Below are 16925 nucleotides of genomic sequence, written 5' to 3' on the forward strand. Positions count from 1 at the left end.
GGCACTGAAACTCATTAGGAGGGCTCGTCACTCACCATTGAGCGTGGATGGTTAACGCATACTTAAAGCCTTACATTCGTTCAGCTGCGCTGACTGCAGAGCACCAGGAAATCAGGAGTTCCGACCCATTCTACGCGAAGAGACCTTGGTCACAGATGAGCTTTTTGCAGCCACGCCTCCCATTGAGTGGCGCGTTGAACCTGGTTTGATCGACTATGATTCTGCGGTTGAGGCGATGGAAGAGCGTGTCGCTGCCGTTCGCGCTGGCAATGCACCGGAGCTGATTTGGCTTGTCGAACACCCTGCCCTTTACACCGCAGGAACCAGCGCTGATCCGGCGGACCTGATGGCACCGGACCGTTTTCCGGTCATCAAGACTGGACGGGGTGGGCAGTACACGTATCATGGGCCCGGTCAGCGGGTTGCCTATGTGATGCTTGATCTCAATCGACGAGGCAAAGACGTGCGCGCTTTTGTTGCGGGATTGGAAGCGTGGATCATCCAGACGCTTGATCGGTTCAATGTCCGCGGCGAACGGCGAGAAGATAGGGTTGGCGTCTGGGTTCAACGACCGGAGAAAGCCTCGCCTGTGCCTGGTACAATTGCAGAGGACAAGATTGCTGCCATTGGAATCCGCGTGCGCCAATGGGTGAGTTTTCACGGTATCAGCATCAACGTGGAACCAGACTTGGAGCACTTTTCAGGCATCGTGCCATGCGGGGTGAGCGAGCATGGCGTGACCAGTTTGGTTGATTTGGGCTTGCCAGTTGCCATGGACGATCTGGATCTCGCGTTGAAAGCGGAAGCCGAGCAGCTTTTCGGCCCGCTTCACTCAGTTTGATTGCTGATCTGTTCCCAGGGGCGCGTTCGCGTTGCAAAGCTTGGCCAAATGGCCAGACCACCTTCATTGGTCCGTATGAGAGCGGTAGCGCCATGCTCCTGCAATACGCCCTGGTCTATGATCAGATCTGCTTGGCAGCTTTCCGGCACACGCAATGGGCTGACAATAATGTTGGCCAACCGGCAGTCTTCCTCCAGCGCGGCGGCATCGAGAACATGTGCAATCGTTTCTCCGCCTTGTAGTGTCAGCACACATCCCAACGGATCGCACGTCCAATTGGTAGGTGTGGCATGGGTGTGCTCATCAATGGCCAAGCGTTGTCCCCACATTTCAACTGAAAATCTGCTGCCACGGGCTATCGAACGATCAATCCATACATTGGCTTCCACGCCGGTGCTGACATGTCCGACGGTCGCTGCATTGCGCTCCACGAGGATAGTGGGGACGGGTTGAAAGACACCCAAAAAGGGAAGCACAACCAGGGGCAGAACCGAGGTTAGACGTGCGCGCGCCGTGAAGAACGCAGCCAAACACCCAGAGAGGGTAAGCAGCAACAAAGCATGCGGCGTGATGGCGGCTATTGCCACGCGCGACCCGTCGAAGGATGCGACCCATTGGGCAATAACCATCACGGCATCAATGCCAAATCCCATTATGATGAGCGCTGGTGCTTCCAACGCAAAGGGTGTCAGAAAAAGCGCGATAAGTCCTGCGGGCATGATGATTAGGGAAACCAGTGGTAAGGCCAGCACATTGCCCAGCAAGCCTAGAGGCGCGCCAACCGAAAAATGGTAAGCGGCGAAAGGCGCTGTCGCGAGCCCGGCCACCAGTGATGTTAGCGCAATGCCGGAAACGATACTTATTGGCCGTATCATCGGACCGAGCGAGCTTGTTTGCCACGAGGCGCGCATCTGCCACACCCAGGGAGAGGTCGTAAACGCGCCGTAGAAGGCGACCAAAGCCAAAGTCGCGGCGAACGACATCTGAAAGCTTGGCCCCAATATGCTTTCAGGATGAAGCAACAACACGATCAGTGCGGCGAAAGCCACGCCGCGGATCGTCAAGGCTCGCCGGCTTGTCATCATCGCAACCAGCACAATGACAATCATGACAAAGGCACGCTGGGTGGCCGTGCTCGCGCCAGACAGCACCAAATACCCGCTGGCAATGATCAATCCCGCAAGAGCTGCCCACCGCATTACGCTTTGCGAGGTGGACATTGAGGGGTGAAGCGCAAGCACCAGATTGATCATAGCGATGGCTGAAAGGGTCATCATCGCCAAGTGCATGCCGGAGATCGCCAAAAGGTGGGCAAGCCCCGCGCGACGCAGCGCCTCGTAGCTTTCCTCAGACAGACCATCACGTTTGCCGACCAATAGAGTGGCTGCCAAGGCCCCAGTGTCACCCTGCAAGGTTTGAGAGAAGCGTGCCGCCAGCGCCAACCGCGTTCGCTCAACAGCATGAACGACACTCTGAAAAGAGAGGCGGTGCTCTGCGGCTCTCTCAATGCGCGATGGTCGGCCATAACTGAAACCAGTGGCGCCGATACCATCGAAATAGAGTTCACGACGTATGTTGCGCGCACCTGGCATCACAAACTCGGGTGGTTGCCCCAGGCGGGCAAGCACATCAATCTCATCCCCTGGCGTTATCGTGCCGGCATCAGCGATCACCGTGATGCGAATTCGCTCCGGCGTTCTCTCAGCTGGTAAGCCTTCGATGGCCAACCGATCGACCGTCAATCGAGCGCGCGCTGGGGTGCGCTGCTCCACACGCACCACCCTGCCAGTTACCTGATCGACCCGTTCAACGAGAATCTGAGGCGCGTCAACCAGTCGCGCTGTTTGCGCGCCAAGGGCCACACCCAAAACCACAAAGAGCGCCATCAAAGCGCTGTACAATCCAACACCCGAACGGGCGCGCCATGCCAAAGGGCTCAATGCGATAGCTGCTGGGTAGAGCGCCCAAAGGGCTGGTTCGTAGGGCAGAGCGAAGTAGCCAATGAGTCCGCCGCCCAGCCCAAAGACAAGCCAGGCAGGGCCGTTTCCCATCGCGAGCGAGTTTTCAACAGACTGCAGGAGAGCTTTGCGTGTTCTCGAAAAAGCCGATGGACGATGTTCGGCCAGGTCTTCGTTGCTGATGGCGGGGTGACTAGATCGCGCCGCTTTGCCCGTCGCCAGTCTTTCCAGCGCAATAGCTGAAAGCAACCGTGGTTTCTGCCGAACGGCTGGCGGGTCTTCAGCCATTGCAGTTCCCGCGTAGCGGACGCATCGATGCACCGATACTTGTGCGCCTTTCCAGACATGATAAGTGCGAGCACACCATTTGCTTGGTCACCCTCCCTCGGTCGACACGCTATCAGCGCGCCGCCCAGCATACTTATCCTGTCACAAGTGAGCCTATCGCGATATGAGCCAATCCGGTCACACCACCACGCAAGCCGCTGTTGTCACGCGCTTTGCCCCCTCGCCCACGGGCTTTCTGCACATTGGTGGTGCGCGCACCGCTTTGTTCAATTGGCTTTATGCCAAGTCGGTTGGCGGCGTGATGCGGCTTCGGATCGAGGACACCGACCGCTCGCGTTCCACAACCGAAGCTATTGCCGCCATCTTGGACAGTCTTTCTTGGTTGGGCTTGGATCACGATGGCGAAACGGTGTTTCAATCGCAACGCGCCGACCGTCACGCCGAAGTGGCCCATCAACTGCTGGCCGATGGCAAAGCATACAAGTGCTATGCGACCCCGGACGAGTTGACCCAAATGCGAGAAGACGCGCGTGCGGCAGGGAAACCCCCACGCTATGATGGCAGGTGGCGCGATAGGCCAGCGTCCGACGCACCAGAGGGCGCGCCTTTTGCAGTTCGGATCAAAGCACCTACGGATGGTCTCACGGTTGTTCATGACCAGGTTCAAGGTGAGGTCAAAACACCCAACAAAGACCTCGATGATTTTATTATTCTGCGCTCCGACGGAACACCGACCTACATGCTGGCAGTCGTCGTCGATGATCATGATATGGGTGTGACCCATGTGATCCGCGGCGATGATCACCTGACCAACGCGGCACGTCAAAGCGTGATCTATGATGCGCTTGGATGGGACCGCCCGGTGTTTGCGCACATTCCTCTTATTCACGGTCCAGATGGCGCCAAACTGTCCAAGCGTCATGGTGCCGTGGGCGCTGAGGCCTATCGCGCGGACGGGTTCTTGCCAGATACCATGCGAAACTACCTGGCCCGTCTCGGCTGGGCGCATGGCGATGATGAGATTTTTTCCACCGAACAGGCCATTGAATGGTTCGGCTTTGATGGCATGGGCAAGTCAGCAGCGCGTTTCGATGTGAAGAAACTGACGGCGCTCAACGCGCATTACATGCGCGAGTTAAGCATCGATGCGTTCCAGTCTGCTTTCAACGCCAGCCTTCCCTATTTGCCGAACAAAGATAAGCTTCCCAACCCGTTTGAGGGAGACGCCAAGGCTCGTTTTGAGACGGCGTTGCCAGGGTTGAGAGAGCGGGCGCGTACACTGGTGGAGCTGATTGATAGCGCAGCTTTCCTTTTTGCACAGCGTCCGTTGGCGATGGATGAGAAAGCCGCTACGCTTTTGACAGATGAAGCGCGTGGTCATTTGGCAGCGCTCCACGGCCTTTACGGCGCGCTGGAAGCCTGGACCGTTGAACCCCTGGAGGCGGCGACAAAGGCCTATGCAGAACAGGCCGAGATCAAGCTTGGAGCGGTTGCCCAACCGCTTAGAGCGGCACTCACTGGCTCAAAGACCAGTCCTGGTATCTACGATGTTCTCATTGCCTTGGGTCGCGAGGAGTCATTGGCCCGAATTGGTGATCAAACGCAGCCTTAGTTTTTACAACACGCTGAAATTGCGACCAAATTTTCAAACGCGTTGTTCTCGATGCACTCTGTCTATGCGTCCTTTGGTGGCTTGTGGCAGGCGGGTTAATTCGCTACCCACTCCTCACAGCCTGACCATGGGTGCGTTGCGGTAGAGCCATCTGTTCTTCTTTCATAGCGAAAGAACGGATAGACCAACCTCGCCCAGCCAACACTCGGGTCCGATAGAAAGAGGAGAGCGTCTCATATGGGCGATACCACTGGCAAAAACACAGCGACACTGAGCTTGGATGGCAAGGAGCACGAGTTTAACGTGCGCTCTGGCACCATCGGGCCAGATGTCATTGATATTTCGAAACTTTACGCTTCGACCGGCGCTTTCACCTACGATCCTGGTTTTACATCCACAGGGTCGTGTGAGTCCGAAATCACTTACATCGATGGTGATAAGGGTGTGCTATTGCACCGGGGCTACCCTATCGACCAGCTGGCTGAGCATGGAGACTTCCTAGAAACCTGCTACCTGCTGCTCTATGGTGAGTTGCCGACATCGGCGCAGAAGGCAGACTTCGACAACCGTGTGACCCGTCACACCATGTTGCACGAGCAGATGGCGCGCTTCTTCACCGGTTTCCGCCGTGATGCGCACCCTATGGCTATTGTGTGCGGTGTTGTTGGTGCGCTTTCAGCCTTTTATCACAACTCCACCGACATCTCGGATCCGCATCAGCGCATGGTTGCTAGCTTGCGGATGATCGCGAAGCTGCCGACAATTGCCGCGATGGCGCTGAAGTACTCCATCGGCCAGCCTTTTGTGTATCCGCGTAACGATCTCGATTATGCTGCAAACTTCTTGCACATGTGCTTTGCGGTACCTTGTGAGGAATACAAGATCAATCCTGTGCTCGCTCGCGCGATGGATCGCATTTTCATTTTGCACGCTGATCATGAGCAAAACGCTTCCACGTCGACCGTGCGTCTAGCTGGCTCCTCTGGCGCCAATCCTTTTGCGTGCATTGCTGCAGGCATCGCCTGCCTCTGGGGCCCTGCCCATGGTGGTGCCAATGAGGCCGCACTGAACATGCTGTCGGAGATTGGTTCGGTTGAGAACATTCCAACTTATGTGGCGCGCGCGAAGGATAAGGATGATCCATTCCGCCTGATGGGCTTTGGCCACCGCGTCTACAAAAACTATGACCCGCGCGCCAAGATCATGCAGAAAACCTGCCATGAGGTATTGGGTGAGTTGGGCATCACCGATGATCCAATGCTCGAGGTGGCAATGGAGCTGGAGAACATCGCCCTCACCGATGAGTATTTCATTGAGAAGAAGCTCTATCCAAACATCGACTTCTATTCCGGTATTACGCTGAAGGCACTTGGCTTTGCGCCGAATATGTTCACGGTGCTCTTTGCGCTTGCCCGCACCGTGGGTTGGATTGCTCAATGGAAAGAGATGGTGGAAGACCCGCAGCAGCGCATCGGCCGCCCACGCCAGCTCTACACTGGCCATACACAGCGCGACTACGTACCGATGTCGCGGCGCAAGTAGCTACGCTCACCATCAAAGTGAAAACCGGCCCCTTGAGGCCGGTTTTTTTATTCTTTGGAGAGAAACGTATCGACGATGCGGCGTGCACGTTGGGCAGGTGTTTGATTGTCAGGGCCCGCCATCAATGCATCGAGCTCTTCAAAGGCCTCGACTTGCGCCCTCCGTTCGGGTGTGTCGGTCGCCAGAGCTTTCAAAGCACGGGCTAGCGCTTCGGGTCGCGCCATTTCATCCACATACTCGCGCACCACCGGTCGGCCGAGAACAAGGTTGGGCAAAACAATGGTCCAGACTTTCACCAACCGGCGTGCCAGATGAGCCAGGACGTCAAGCTTGTAAACAACGACCATGGGAATACCGGCGAGCGCCAACTCAAGTGTTGCCGTACCAGAGGCGACAATTGCGCCATGAGCCTTTCGCATTGCCGCGCGTTTGGCATCCTGGGAGCTAACGACATCCATGCTCACGGGCCAGTCTTTGACCGCCTCCTTGATTGTTGTGGTATGTTTGGGAACTGACGGTAGGATGTAAGTCGGCGGTGCATACCCCTCGCCAACCAGCAGCTGGTTGGTTCGCGCCAGTGTTTCACGAAGCATGGGCATGTGCCGACTGATCTCGCCGCTTCGACTTCCTGGCATAACCAACAGTGTTGAGGGATCAGTGCCCAACGAGAGGCGTTCGTTGGGCGATTGAGGGCGCAGGCTTTCTAGCTCATCAATCAGCGGGTGTCCCACATAGGTTGCTGGGGGACCACCTAGCTGTTGGTGAGCCTCCACCTCAAAAGGCAGCAAAACCAAGAGGTGATCCATGTAGGCCCGCATGGCCTTAGCCCGCCCAGGGCGCCAGGCCCAAACCGACGGTGAAACCCAACCAATGATGGGGATATTTGGAGCGGCCTTGCGAACGCGTTTGGCAACACGGTGGGTGAAATCGGGGCTGTCGATCAACACAACCAGATCGGGTTTGGAAGCGATAATGGCATCGCTGGTCTGTCTAATACGACGCAAGATCAAGGGCAGTCTGGCAATTACGGGGGCTAGGCCCATCACTGCGATGTCCTCGATATCAAAGAGGCTCGTAAGGCCATGCTCGGTTAGGCCTTCGCCGCCCAACCCCTCGAACGCGACTGTGTTTCCATGTTTGGCTACTAGCTCAGATGCCAAGGATGCGCCCAGCCTATCTCCTGAGGCTTCGCCAACCACAAAGAACACCCGCACTTGATTGGCAGCTGGGATGTTCACGCCGGTTCGTCCTCCCTGCCTTGCGGGATGAATTCAGAACGTTGCTTTGCAAGAAGCGAGATCTTGCGCGCTTTGCACCGTGCCACTGTTTCCTCTCGCTGTGAGAGAAGAACGCGTCCAGCTTCCAATACAATGGCTGACAGACCGGCATCTGCTGCGTTTTCAATGGTGCGGGGGCCAATGGTCGGCATATCGAGGCGAAGATCTTGTTGCGGACGTGTGCATTTTGCCAAAGCACCCGAGCGATTAAATCCCGAAAAGCGTTTTGCTTGGCGCATGGCCGCCACACGCTCCAGCAAACCATCGGTGCCCTCAGCGCCTTCCATGGCAACGACTCGCCCCGCGGTGGCGACAGCCCCCTGCCCCATATCGAGATGTCCCGACGTCCAAGCAGCTCGCATCGCCTGGAGAGCATCTTGCTTCAAAGTTTCACTGGGCTTGGGCCCGGCCAAGATACCTTCTTCTGCAACCAGAGAGGGTGCCACTTGATGGGCGCCGATAAGGTCATACCCGAGGTCTGAGAAGAGCTTCGCAACTCTATCGAGCACCGACGAGTCGCCCCCGGCCAAAAGAGTGGTCAGTAGTTGGGGGAGCAATTGCACGGCGCCCCAATCCAGCTTCACATCCTTGTATTCGGGCCTTCGAGAGATACTGCCAATGATGACCAGTTTGTTCGTTCCATGATCATTGAGATGTTGTTGAAGCGCGCCAAACTGGCCCCAGCCCACCTTGGTTTGGCTCACACCGGCGTCAAGATTGGAAAGGTCGGCTTCTTCGGCGATACCCACAACAAGGACGTTGTGGCCGACAGACTGAGCGGCATGGGCCACTTCGATTGGAAGTTGCCCGCCGCCGGCTATGATTGCCAGGTTGTTGGTGCTTGTTTCCGCCATTGGCGGAGCTAGTCGCCTGAGTGTGGCAAGCAGAGTGCCCGATCTGATCGCGAACGAATGAAATCAATCACACGCTTCACACTGGGGCTGTCTGGAAACATTTTTGAAACGTCTTCGACGCGCTCAGCCAATGTGCCCTCATCGGAGAACAGAAGCCGATAAGCCTGACGAATTGTGTGAATCTCATCTCGGTCAAATCCACGTCGCCGCAGGCCGACAATGTTAAGGCCGCTTAGATTCCCTCGATTACCAATGATCATACCGTAAGGAATCACATCGTTTTCGACACCGGTAAGGCCACCCACAAATGCGTGTTCACCGATGCGCACGAATTGGTGGGCTGCTGAGCCTCCCGACACAATGACGTGATCTTCGACGGTGCAATGGCCAGCCATCATCACATTGTTGCCCAGGATCACTTGGTTCCCGACTTGGCAATCGTGCGCGACATGGGCTGAGGCCATGAGCAGGCATTGCTCGCCGACCCTGGTGATCATTCCGCCATGTTCAGTGCCTGGCTGAACTGTCACATACTCACGCATGGTCGTGTTCGCACCGATCTCCAGCGTGGATGGCTCACCATGATACTTCAAGTCCTGCGGTCGATGGCCAATCGATGCAAATGGGAAGATGTGACACCCAGCACCAACCGTGGTGCGCCCCGCAACAACCACATGGCTTTCGAGCTTTGTATGATCACCCAGTTTGACATGGCCGCCGACATGACAAAACGGACCGACAGTCACCCCTTCGCCAAGTTCTGCGCCTTCATCAACAAGGGCTGAGGGATGAATGGTGGTGCTCAATCGGCTGCCTCCTGGTGGACAATCATCGCACTGATCTCGGCTTCGGCCACCTTGGCACCGTCTACCTTGGCAACGGAGGCGAACTTCCAAATGTTTGCACGCTGGCGCATCTTGCTAACTTCATAGTGCAGCACATCGCCCGGGATAACGGGCTTGCGAAACTTTGCCTTGTCGATGGTCATAAAGTACACAAGAGGTTGAACTTCGCGCTTGGGGTTGGCAGCAATGCACAAAGCCCCAGCCGTCTGCGCAATACCCTCAATGATCAGGACACCGGGCATGATCGGATGACCTGGAAAATGACCCTGAAAGTGCGGTTCGTTCATGGTCACGTTCTTGATGCCGACACCGTAGTTATCACCATCCATATCGATGATTTTGTCGACCAGGAGAAATGGGTACCGGTGCGGCAAATACTCAAGCAGCTTTTGAATATCAGCAATGCCCAGGGATGTAGGAGAGTTTGTCATATCCGTCATAGATCGTTGGGTCTGCATAGGAAACTGAGACCTTACAGCATGTCCACTGAAAAGGTTCAAATGGCGAGCCGCCAAAAGTCGGGGATCAATCCTTGCTTTTCGCCGAAGCGCTGCCTTGCTCTCCTAGGCGCTTGATAGCGGCAAGCTCACGGAAGACCGTGCGGGCTGGTTTGGCGGGTGTCCCGGCCCAACGCCCCCCGGCTGGCACATTGTCCTTCACGTTGGATGCTGCCGCGATTTGCGCACCCATACCAATGCGTATGTGCCCAGCGATACCGGACTGGCCACCAATGGCAACGAAGTCCTCCAGCACACTGGATCCTGCTATCCCCACATGGCCAACCAAAATACAGTGGCGGCCGACTTCAACATTGTGTCCAATCTGAACCAGATTGTCGATTTTTGTGCCCTCACCAATGATAGTGTCTCGCGTCGTTCCACGATCAATGCAGGTGCCAGCGCCAATTTCCACATCGTCTTGAATGATGACACGACCGAGTTGCGGGACTTTGAGGTGGCCTGTTGGACCCATAGCGAACCCAAAACCATCCTGGCCGACATTAACACCGCTGTGGACGATCACACGATCGCCGACCAGCGCATGCTGAAGAACAGCTTGCGCTCCGACATAGCTGTCGCGCCCAACCTGTACGTGATGCGCGATGATGGCACCGGCACAAATGGTTGTGCCTGACCCGATAGACACATGCGCGCCGATAACTGCACTAGGTTCAACAGTCACGCCGTCTTCCAGACTTGCTGTCGGATCGATATGCGCAGCAGATGAAATCCCATCACTCAGCGCAGCGCCTTGCAGCTTGACCCCTGTTGGTACCATCAATGCCGCTGCTCTGGCGAAGTCGCGATACGGTTCTTTTGAGATCAGTCCGACAACCGTGTCGGGCAGTTTGTCTTGAAAGCGAGCAGCGAGGATCACGCAACTCGCCTTCGTATTTGCTAAGTTTTCAGCGTACTTAGCGTTATCAAGGAAAGACAATGTGCCTGGCTCAGCCTGTTCGATCGGTGCCACACCTGAAAGGTTTTGATCGAGCGCGCCGGGATCTCCGCCAACAATGTCCAGACCGAGTGCGCCCGCCAAGTTTTGTGGGGTCTGTGGAACGATTGGAGGGAAAAAGGCGGTATCGACCATGGGTGAACACACAAACGCGGTTGAACTTACATATCGACCTTTAGCTTGGTCACATGCGGTTGGCCAACACTTGATCGTTCCTTCTGTTGGTTTGAGCTCACCTTCTAAGGCATGTCGTAGCAAGGCCCAGCGGCCAAAATGAAAAAGCCACAACGCATAAGCGTTGTGGCTTTTTCAAGTTTTTGCTGAAACGGAGCTAGAAGCCCTGTTCTTCTGTTAGAAGCGCGCGCCCGCACTGAAGCGGAAGGCCTCTTCCCGGTCATAGGTTTCGGATGCCAACACATGCGCGTAGTCAGCACGCAACGGGCCAAACGGTGAGTTCCAAATCAAGCTTGCACCCACCGATGCGCGGATGGAATTGTCGTCATTGACCGTCAGACCGGCAATGTTATCCACGCTGCCGACCGGATCAAACAAAGTACCTGCATCTGCAAAGACTGCGCCGCGAATGCCAATCGCTTCAGTGATGTAAGGCAAGGCAAAGTTCAGCTCGCCTGAAATGCCAGCATAAGTCGTACCGCCCAATGCATCGAGGGTGTTGGCATCGCGGGGCCCAAGACTATCGAAACCACGCACCAGGTCAGCACCCTTGAAGAACCCATCAACAATCAAAAGACCATCTTCGTCCCACGACCAAACGTTACCCGCTTGAACACGAACTGATGCAACCAAATCCAAATCGGTTGAAAGCGTGCGGAAGGCGCGAGCATCCAACGTGGTTTGTACGTACTCTGCATCACCACCTAAACCAGCAACGGTCTGGCGCAAGCGTGCGAAGTAGCCATCGCGGGGCGTCGTTCTATTGTCGATGGTATCATAGACCAGAGTCCATGTTAGGCTGGATGTTACACGTTCATTAGAGTAATTCGCAGCGGTTGGTGTTGTGAAGTCCGGAGCCCCTACGAGTTGCAAGACTGCTCGCGACGCCGATGATCCAGCATCAAGGTCGTACTCCGAAACATCCAGACCGTAGCTTAGGCCGAAGTTCAAATCATTCGTGATTGGCGCAACAATTCGCAATGCACCACCTGTCGCGATGGTCGTGTATGCATTGTCATCGGAATCGCCTGACTCTCGACGGTACAAGTCGAACCCAGCCGCCAGACGCCGCCCAAGGAAGTAAGGTTCGGTAAACGAAAAATCGAACGTACGGTTTTCGTCCAGACCACCACCAACGGCAGCACGAACGTACTGACCACGGCCAAGGAAGTTGCGTTCGGTGACTGAAAGTTCAAGCGTCACACCGGATGTTGTCGAATAGCCGACACCGAACGAGAAGTCACCCGTTGACTGCTCCACCACTTGTACGTTGAGAACGATACGGTCGGATGCTGACCCTTGAGACGTCGTGATACGAACGCGTTCGAAGAAGCCAAGCGCTTCCAAGCGCCGCTGCGCGCGGTCAACCAGCACCCGATTGAATGCGTCGCCTTCTGCGAAGTCAAACTCTCGGCGGATGACGTAGTCGCGGGTCCGCGTGTTACCAGAGATGTCAATCCGCTCAACATAGGCGCGCACGCCCTCATCAACAAAGTAGGTGAGGTCGATTGTGTTGTCGGCAGCGTTACGGTCACCGCGTGGGCGAACTTGAACGAAAGCGTAGCCGTAGCTCGACACCTCGATTGTTAAGGCTTCGATAGAGCGATCAACGGCCGTGGCGTCATAGGTGTCGCCAGGACGCGTTTCGAGCACCGAATAAAGGTCTTCAGGGTCAAGCTCACGCAACGTGGAGTCAATCTCAACATTGCCGAACTGGTAACGTGGGCCCTCATCCACCGTGAAGGTGATGAAAAAGACGTTCTGTTCACGGTCAAGCTCTGCGACCGCTGAAACCACGCGGAAGTCAGCATAGCCTTCGCTGAGATAGAAGCGGCGTAGACGCTCGCGATCAGCATCCAACCGATCTGGATCATAAACATCTGCCGAGGAAAGGAATGACAAAAGGCCCGATTGCTCGGTCGTGATGGTGTCGCGCAGTTTACCGTCGCTGAAAGCTTGGTTGCCAATAAACGTGATCCGCGAGACGCCAGAACGCTCGTCTTCCTCGATCTCATACACCAGATCGACGCGGTTATCGCCAACTTCGATCAGTTTTGGCTCGACGCGTGCTGCGAACCGGCCATTACGGCGATAGGCTTCGAGGATACGTTGCGTGTCCGATTGAACAGCCGACTCAGTCAGAACACGACGTGGCTCCAACTGCACAACCGTGCTGAGCGCGGAGTCGTCAATTCGACGATTGCCTTCAAAAACAACCTGGCGAACAACTGGGTTCTCAACGACCTGAACAAGCAACACATTGCCACGGCGTTCGAGAGAAACATCTGCGAACAACCCGGTGGCGAAAAGCGATTGCAATGACTCGTTGAGGTCGCGTGCACCGAAGTTCCGGCCAGGAATGACTGTGACATAAGAAATGATAGTGGATGACTCGATCCGACGATTGCCCTCGACTTGTATGGAAGAAACCGTGGCGGCTTGGGCGGCAGTTGGGGTGAGCGATAAGGTGCCATTTCCTGCTGAGATCGACAGCGGGAGCGCCGCCATCATCACCGCAAACACAAACGAAATACCCAAACGGTTCATAGTCATTACAATCCTTTACCCCTTACGGGGCACACCAATTCAGCCGAGTCACTTCGGCATCGCATACTGTCTTCTATCCACGCTGACGTCAGACGCAAGCCATCTGAGCCTTCACCCACCTGATTTATGGACCTTTGCGCCACTTAGTTGCACGCAAGCAACGGTCACTTAACCTTTCATAAGTGCACATCACCGCATGAGGTTCGCGATATCGTTCCACGTCGCAAATACCATCAGGAACATGACCATGGCCAAACCAATGCGGAATCCGATCTCCTGGCTACGCTCACTGAGCGGCTTTCTGCGCACCGCTTCGATTGCGTAAAAAGCCAAGTGCCCACCATCGAGCATGGGGATCGGGAACAGATTGACCATGCCGATCGAGACCGAGATGACGGCTGTCAGTTGCAGCAATGCAAGAAAGCCCAGTGTTGCCACATCGCCGGAAATTTTTGCGACCCGCACTGGGCCGGAGAGTTGATCAGCCGATTCCTGGCCGACCAAAATGCGCCCAATGTAGGTTAGCGACTGGGTGATCACGATGCCAGTTTGTTCAACGGCACGACCGGTTGCTTCTAGCGGTCCATATTCAATCACCGTTACGTCGTTTTCATTGGCCTCGTGGACGACGCCGATGATCCCGACGCGCTGCATGTTGCCAAAACCGTCATCAACCTCCCTGCGCTCAGGAACGATTGTGAGATCAAAGATTGTGCCTGCACGATCCAGCGTGAATACCAAAGGGCGCTCAGCGGAAAATGACACGATGCGCTGAACATCAGCGAAGGCCTCAATTGGTTCGCCATCAATAGCGACAACAATGTCCCCGCTTTCAACGCCGGCAGCTTCGGCGGCGGATGCCTCCTGTACCCTGTCAACGCGCGGCACAGTGATGCTCTCGCCCAAAGTGACGAAGACGCCAGCGAAGATAACAACGGCCAGAATAAAGTTGGCGAGTGGTCCAGCAAACACGACAGCTGCGCGTTGCCATAACGGTTTGAGATGAAAGGCTTCTTCCCGCTCAGATTCACTCATCTTTGCAAGCTCAGCATTGTCAGGAACGCTGGCAGCGTTTTCATCACCTGCGAATTTCACATAGCCGCCAAGTGGGATTGCTGAAAGCTTCCATCGCGTGCCGTGTTTATCGGTTGCGCCGAGCAGCTCCGGACCAAAACCGACCGAGAATGTGCGCACGCCAACCCCGCACCACCGCGCGACCGCGAAGTGTCCCAGTTCGTGGAAAAACACCACGACCGTCAGCACAAACAAGAAGGGCACGATCGTTCCCAAAAGAAACGACCCGCTGCCTGCGATGAGTTCCATTCCCACTATCCCTTTTTCCCAAGCTTGATTTAGCTTGGCGCGCCTACACCGTGCAATTGATCATCCACGATAGCGTTAGCAAGACGTTGTCCGTTTTGATCAGCGGACAAGACATCCTCAAGTGACGCAAATGGTCGCGATGTTGAAGCTGCCAGGGCTTGATCCATGGTCATTGCAACAATCGTGGCAATGTCAGAGAACGCACATTTGCCCTCAACAAAAGCCGTCACCGCAGCTTCATTCGCTGCGTTGAAAAGCGCCGGAGCCGCTGCACCTTCGCGCATGGCATCGAAAGCAAGACCAAGCATTGGAAAGCGCTCCAAGTCAGGGCGTTCGAAACTCAGCGTGCTCAAAGTGGCTAAATCTAGCCTCTCTACTTGCGGCGCCTGATAGCGATTAGGCCATGCCAATGCAGCTGCGATGGGCGTGCGCATATCCGGCATACCAAGCTGTGCCAGCACCGACCCGTCTGCATAGTGGACCATGCCATGTACAATAGACTGTGGGTGCACAACCACCTTGATCGCATCAGGACTCATGGCAAAAAGGTGATGTGCTTCAATCACCTCCAGCCCTTTGTTCGCGAGGGTTGCTGAATCGATCGTGACCTTTTGCCCCATCGTCCAGTTTGGATGGTTGAGCGCATCCGACAATGTGGCGGAGCGAATACGCTCTGCGTCCCATGTGCGAAAAGGACCGCCAGATGCCGTGACCGTGATCGCTTCGATGTGCGATCTGTTTGTGTCTTCAAAGACTTGAAACAGTGCGTTGTGTTCTGAATCGAGCGGCAGGATACGCACGCCTTTTTGGGCTGCCAGCTTCATCATCACTGGCCCGGCGCACACAAGAGCCTCCTTATTGGCCAGCGCCACGGTGTTGCCAGCTTCAATCGCCGCCATTGCTGGTTCAATGCCAGGTGAGCCAACCATGGCACAAACGACAAGATCAGCGGCCTCGGCAGCGCTGGCAATCACAGCACGTCGACCGGCCGCAACATCGATACCCGTGCCTGCTAAAAGATCTTTGAGCTTTTGATGGTGCCGCTCGTCCGCCACCACCGCTCTCTCCGCGCGTAGTGCTTTCGCTCGAGCGGCAAGCTTATCAACATTGGAATGACCAACAAGCGTTGTGACGTGGAAACGGTCACGGTTGGCGAGCACAATATCAGCGGTGCTATCACCAATTGATCCCGTCGCACCCAGTATGGCGATGGTTCGCGTGTCGTTACCATCTACCATCTCACCCATTCCCCAATGTCAAAAGACCTTCAGCAACCGTCCCCTGCCCCTTCAAGGAAAGGCCAATCAGAAAAGCGGCTGCGCTGGCAAACACCAACCCATCAACCCGGTCCATGAAGCCGCCATGTCCAGGGAGAAGAGTCCCTGAGTCCTTTGCGCCAAAACGCCGCTTGAGGCCTGACTCAAAAAGATCGCCAGCCTGCGACGCCACGCTCAAAGCCAACGCCATCAAGGCGATGTAACCAACGGAAACCAGTGTGAGCGCAAGAGAGGACGTGCGGGCAGAGACATGAACATCTGCCCAAGCGATGTAACCGACGCAGACCAGAATAGCTGCCAAGGCACCTGAAATTGCACCCGACCATGTTTTGTTGGGCGAAACCGAGGGCATAAGCTTCGGCCCGCCGATAGAGCGTCCACCAAAATAGGCGGCAATGTCCGTTGCCCAGACGGCGGCGAAAACAAACAAAATGGCAGACAATCCCACGCTGTCATGGCCGCGAAGGCTGACCAGACTCACCACCAACCAAGACGCGTACGCAACACCTGTTAATGACCAACGTTTTGGGCTCTCAAGGAGCGCCGCCCCCAAAGCCACAAAAAGTGATCCAATGCCAACTGCCATGGCTGCTACGGGCCCAAAAAAATAGGCTATGGACGCCGCAGCGCCCACGACAAGCATACCCAAGACCAGGCGGCGCTGTGAGTTAGGGCCCGTCAGACGTTCCCACTCAATCAAAACAAAGAAGCTCAAAACCGAAAAGGCGAAGACCAATACAAGACCACCTGTCCAGGTGGTCACTAATGCCACGATCATCAACACGATGCCTGACAGTACGCGCTTCGTCAGCTCAGAGAGCGGACGGCCAGCTGAAGCCTTGTGAGAATTTGGTGGTATTGGCGCGGTCATGCGCCATGGCATAGGGCCTCCAGCGCAATTTGACCAGATCACCAAAAGCGGCGGTTTGCCA

At 55.7% G+C, this 16925-nt stretch carries 13 protein-coding genes; 3 read left to right on the plus strand and 10 right to left on the minus strand.

The window, feature by feature from the left end:
- Positions 1 to 145 precede the first annotated feature (145 nt).
- The gene (gene lipB / locus ABWH92_RS14165; protein WP_375569402.1) at positions 146 to 841 is read left to right on the plus strand and encodes a lipoyl(octanoyl) transferase LipB; all 696 of its coding nucleotides are present in this window, start codon (positions 146 to 148) and stop codon (positions 839 to 841) included.
- On the opposite strand, the gene ABWH92_RS14170 is transcribed toward lipB, so the two are convergent.
- Positions 829 to 3087 carry a ComEC/Rec2 family competence protein gene (locus ABWH92_RS14170; RefSeq protein ID WP_375569404.1) on the minus strand — a complete coding sequence of 753 codons (2259 nt, stop codon included), beginning with the start codon at positions 3085 to 3087 and terminating at the stop codon, positions 829 to 831. The two genes, lipB and ABWH92_RS14170, sit on opposite strands and share 13 nt — an antisense overlap.
- 163 nt (positions 3088 to 3250) lie before the next feature.
- Here ABWH92_RS14170 and gltX point away from each other — a divergent pair, with 163 nt between their 5' ends.
- Both gltX and gltA read left to right on the plus strand, forming a co-directional pair.
- Positions 3251 to 4699 carry a glutamate--tRNA ligase gene (gltX, locus tag ABWH92_RS14175; RefSeq protein ID WP_375569406.1) on the plus strand — a complete coding sequence of 483 codons (1449 nt, stop codon included), beginning with the start codon at positions 3251 to 3253 and terminating at the stop codon, positions 4697 to 4699.
- A gap of 237 nt (positions 4700 to 4936) precedes the next feature.
- Positions 4937 to 6241 (plus strand): citrate synthase, encoded by a 1305-nt coding sequence (gene gltA, locus ABWH92_RS14180; RefSeq protein ID WP_375569408.1) that lies wholly within the window; start codon positions 4937 to 4939, stop codon positions 6239 to 6241.
- Between the two features lie 47 nt (positions 6242 to 6288).
- On the opposite strand, the gene lpxB is transcribed toward gltA, so the two are convergent.
- The 9 genes from lpxB to ABWH92_RS14225 all read right to left on the minus strand — a co-directional run bounded on the left by lpxB (position 6289) and on the right by ABWH92_RS14225 (position 16864).
- Complete coding sequence (gene lpxB, locus ABWH92_RS14185) at positions 6289 to 7479, minus strand: lipid-A-disaccharide synthase (RefSeq protein WP_375569410.1); 1191 nt, start codon at positions 7477 to 7479, stop codon at positions 6289 to 6291.
- A complete protein-coding gene (locus ABWH92_RS14190; RefSeq protein ID WP_375569411.1) occupies positions 7476 to 8372 on the minus strand; it encodes an LpxI family protein in 897 nt (298 codons plus the stop codon). The genes lpxB and ABWH92_RS14190 overlap by 4 nt, the downstream gene beginning before the upstream one ends.
- Positions 8373 to 8380: 8 nt before the next feature.
- The gene (lpxA, locus tag ABWH92_RS14195; RefSeq protein WP_375569413.1) at positions 8381 to 9178 is read right to left on the minus strand and encodes an acyl-ACP--UDP-N-acetylglucosamine O-acyltransferase; all 798 of its coding nucleotides are present in this window, start codon (positions 9176 to 9178) and stop codon (positions 8381 to 8383) included.
- Entirely contained in the window at positions 9175 to 9648 is a 474-nt protein-coding gene (fabZ, locus tag ABWH92_RS14200) for a 3-hydroxyacyl-ACP dehydratase FabZ (RefSeq protein ID WP_375569416.1), read from the minus strand. Before fabZ ends, lpxA begins: the two co-directional genes overlap by 4 nt.
- Before the next feature lie 94 nt (positions 9649 to 9742).
- Positions 9743 to 10807: a UDP-3-O-(3-hydroxymyristoyl)glucosamine N-acyltransferase gene (gene lpxD / locus ABWH92_RS14205; protein WP_375569418.1), complete on the minus strand. Its 1065-nt coding sequence runs from the start codon at positions 10805 to 10807 to the stop codon at positions 9743 to 9745.
- Positions 10808 to 11023: 216 nt separating this feature from the next.
- Complete coding sequence (bamA, locus tag ABWH92_RS14210; protein WP_375569420.1) at positions 11024 to 13399, minus strand: outer membrane protein assembly factor BamA; 2376 nt, start codon at positions 13397 to 13399, stop codon at positions 11024 to 11026.
- Positions 13400 to 13582: 183 nt separating this feature from the next.
- A complete protein-coding gene (gene rseP, locus ABWH92_RS14215) occupies positions 13583 to 14716 on the minus strand; it encodes an RIP metalloprotease RseP (RefSeq protein WP_375569422.1) in 1134 nt (377 codons plus the stop codon).
- Positions 14717 to 14745: 29 nt separating this feature from the next.
- Positions 14746 to 15963, minus strand: a complete 1218-nt coding sequence (dxr, locus tag ABWH92_RS14220; protein ID WP_375569424.1) for a 1-deoxy-D-xylulose-5-phosphate reductoisomerase — start codon at positions 15961 to 15963, stop codon at positions 14746 to 14748.
- The gene (locus ABWH92_RS14225) at positions 15956 to 16864 is read right to left on the minus strand and encodes a phosphatidate cytidylyltransferase (RefSeq protein WP_375569426.1); all 909 of its coding nucleotides are present in this window, start codon (positions 16862 to 16864) and stop codon (positions 15956 to 15958) included. The genes dxr and ABWH92_RS14225 overlap by 8 nt, the downstream gene beginning before the upstream one ends.
- Between the last annotated feature and the right edge of the window lie 61 nt (positions 16865 to 16925).

Origin of the sequence: Ahrensia marina (assembly GCF_042140245.1) — a bacterium.
In the GTDB taxonomy this organism is placed as follows: Bacteria; Pseudomonadota; Alphaproteobacteria; order Rhizobiales; family MH13; genus MH13.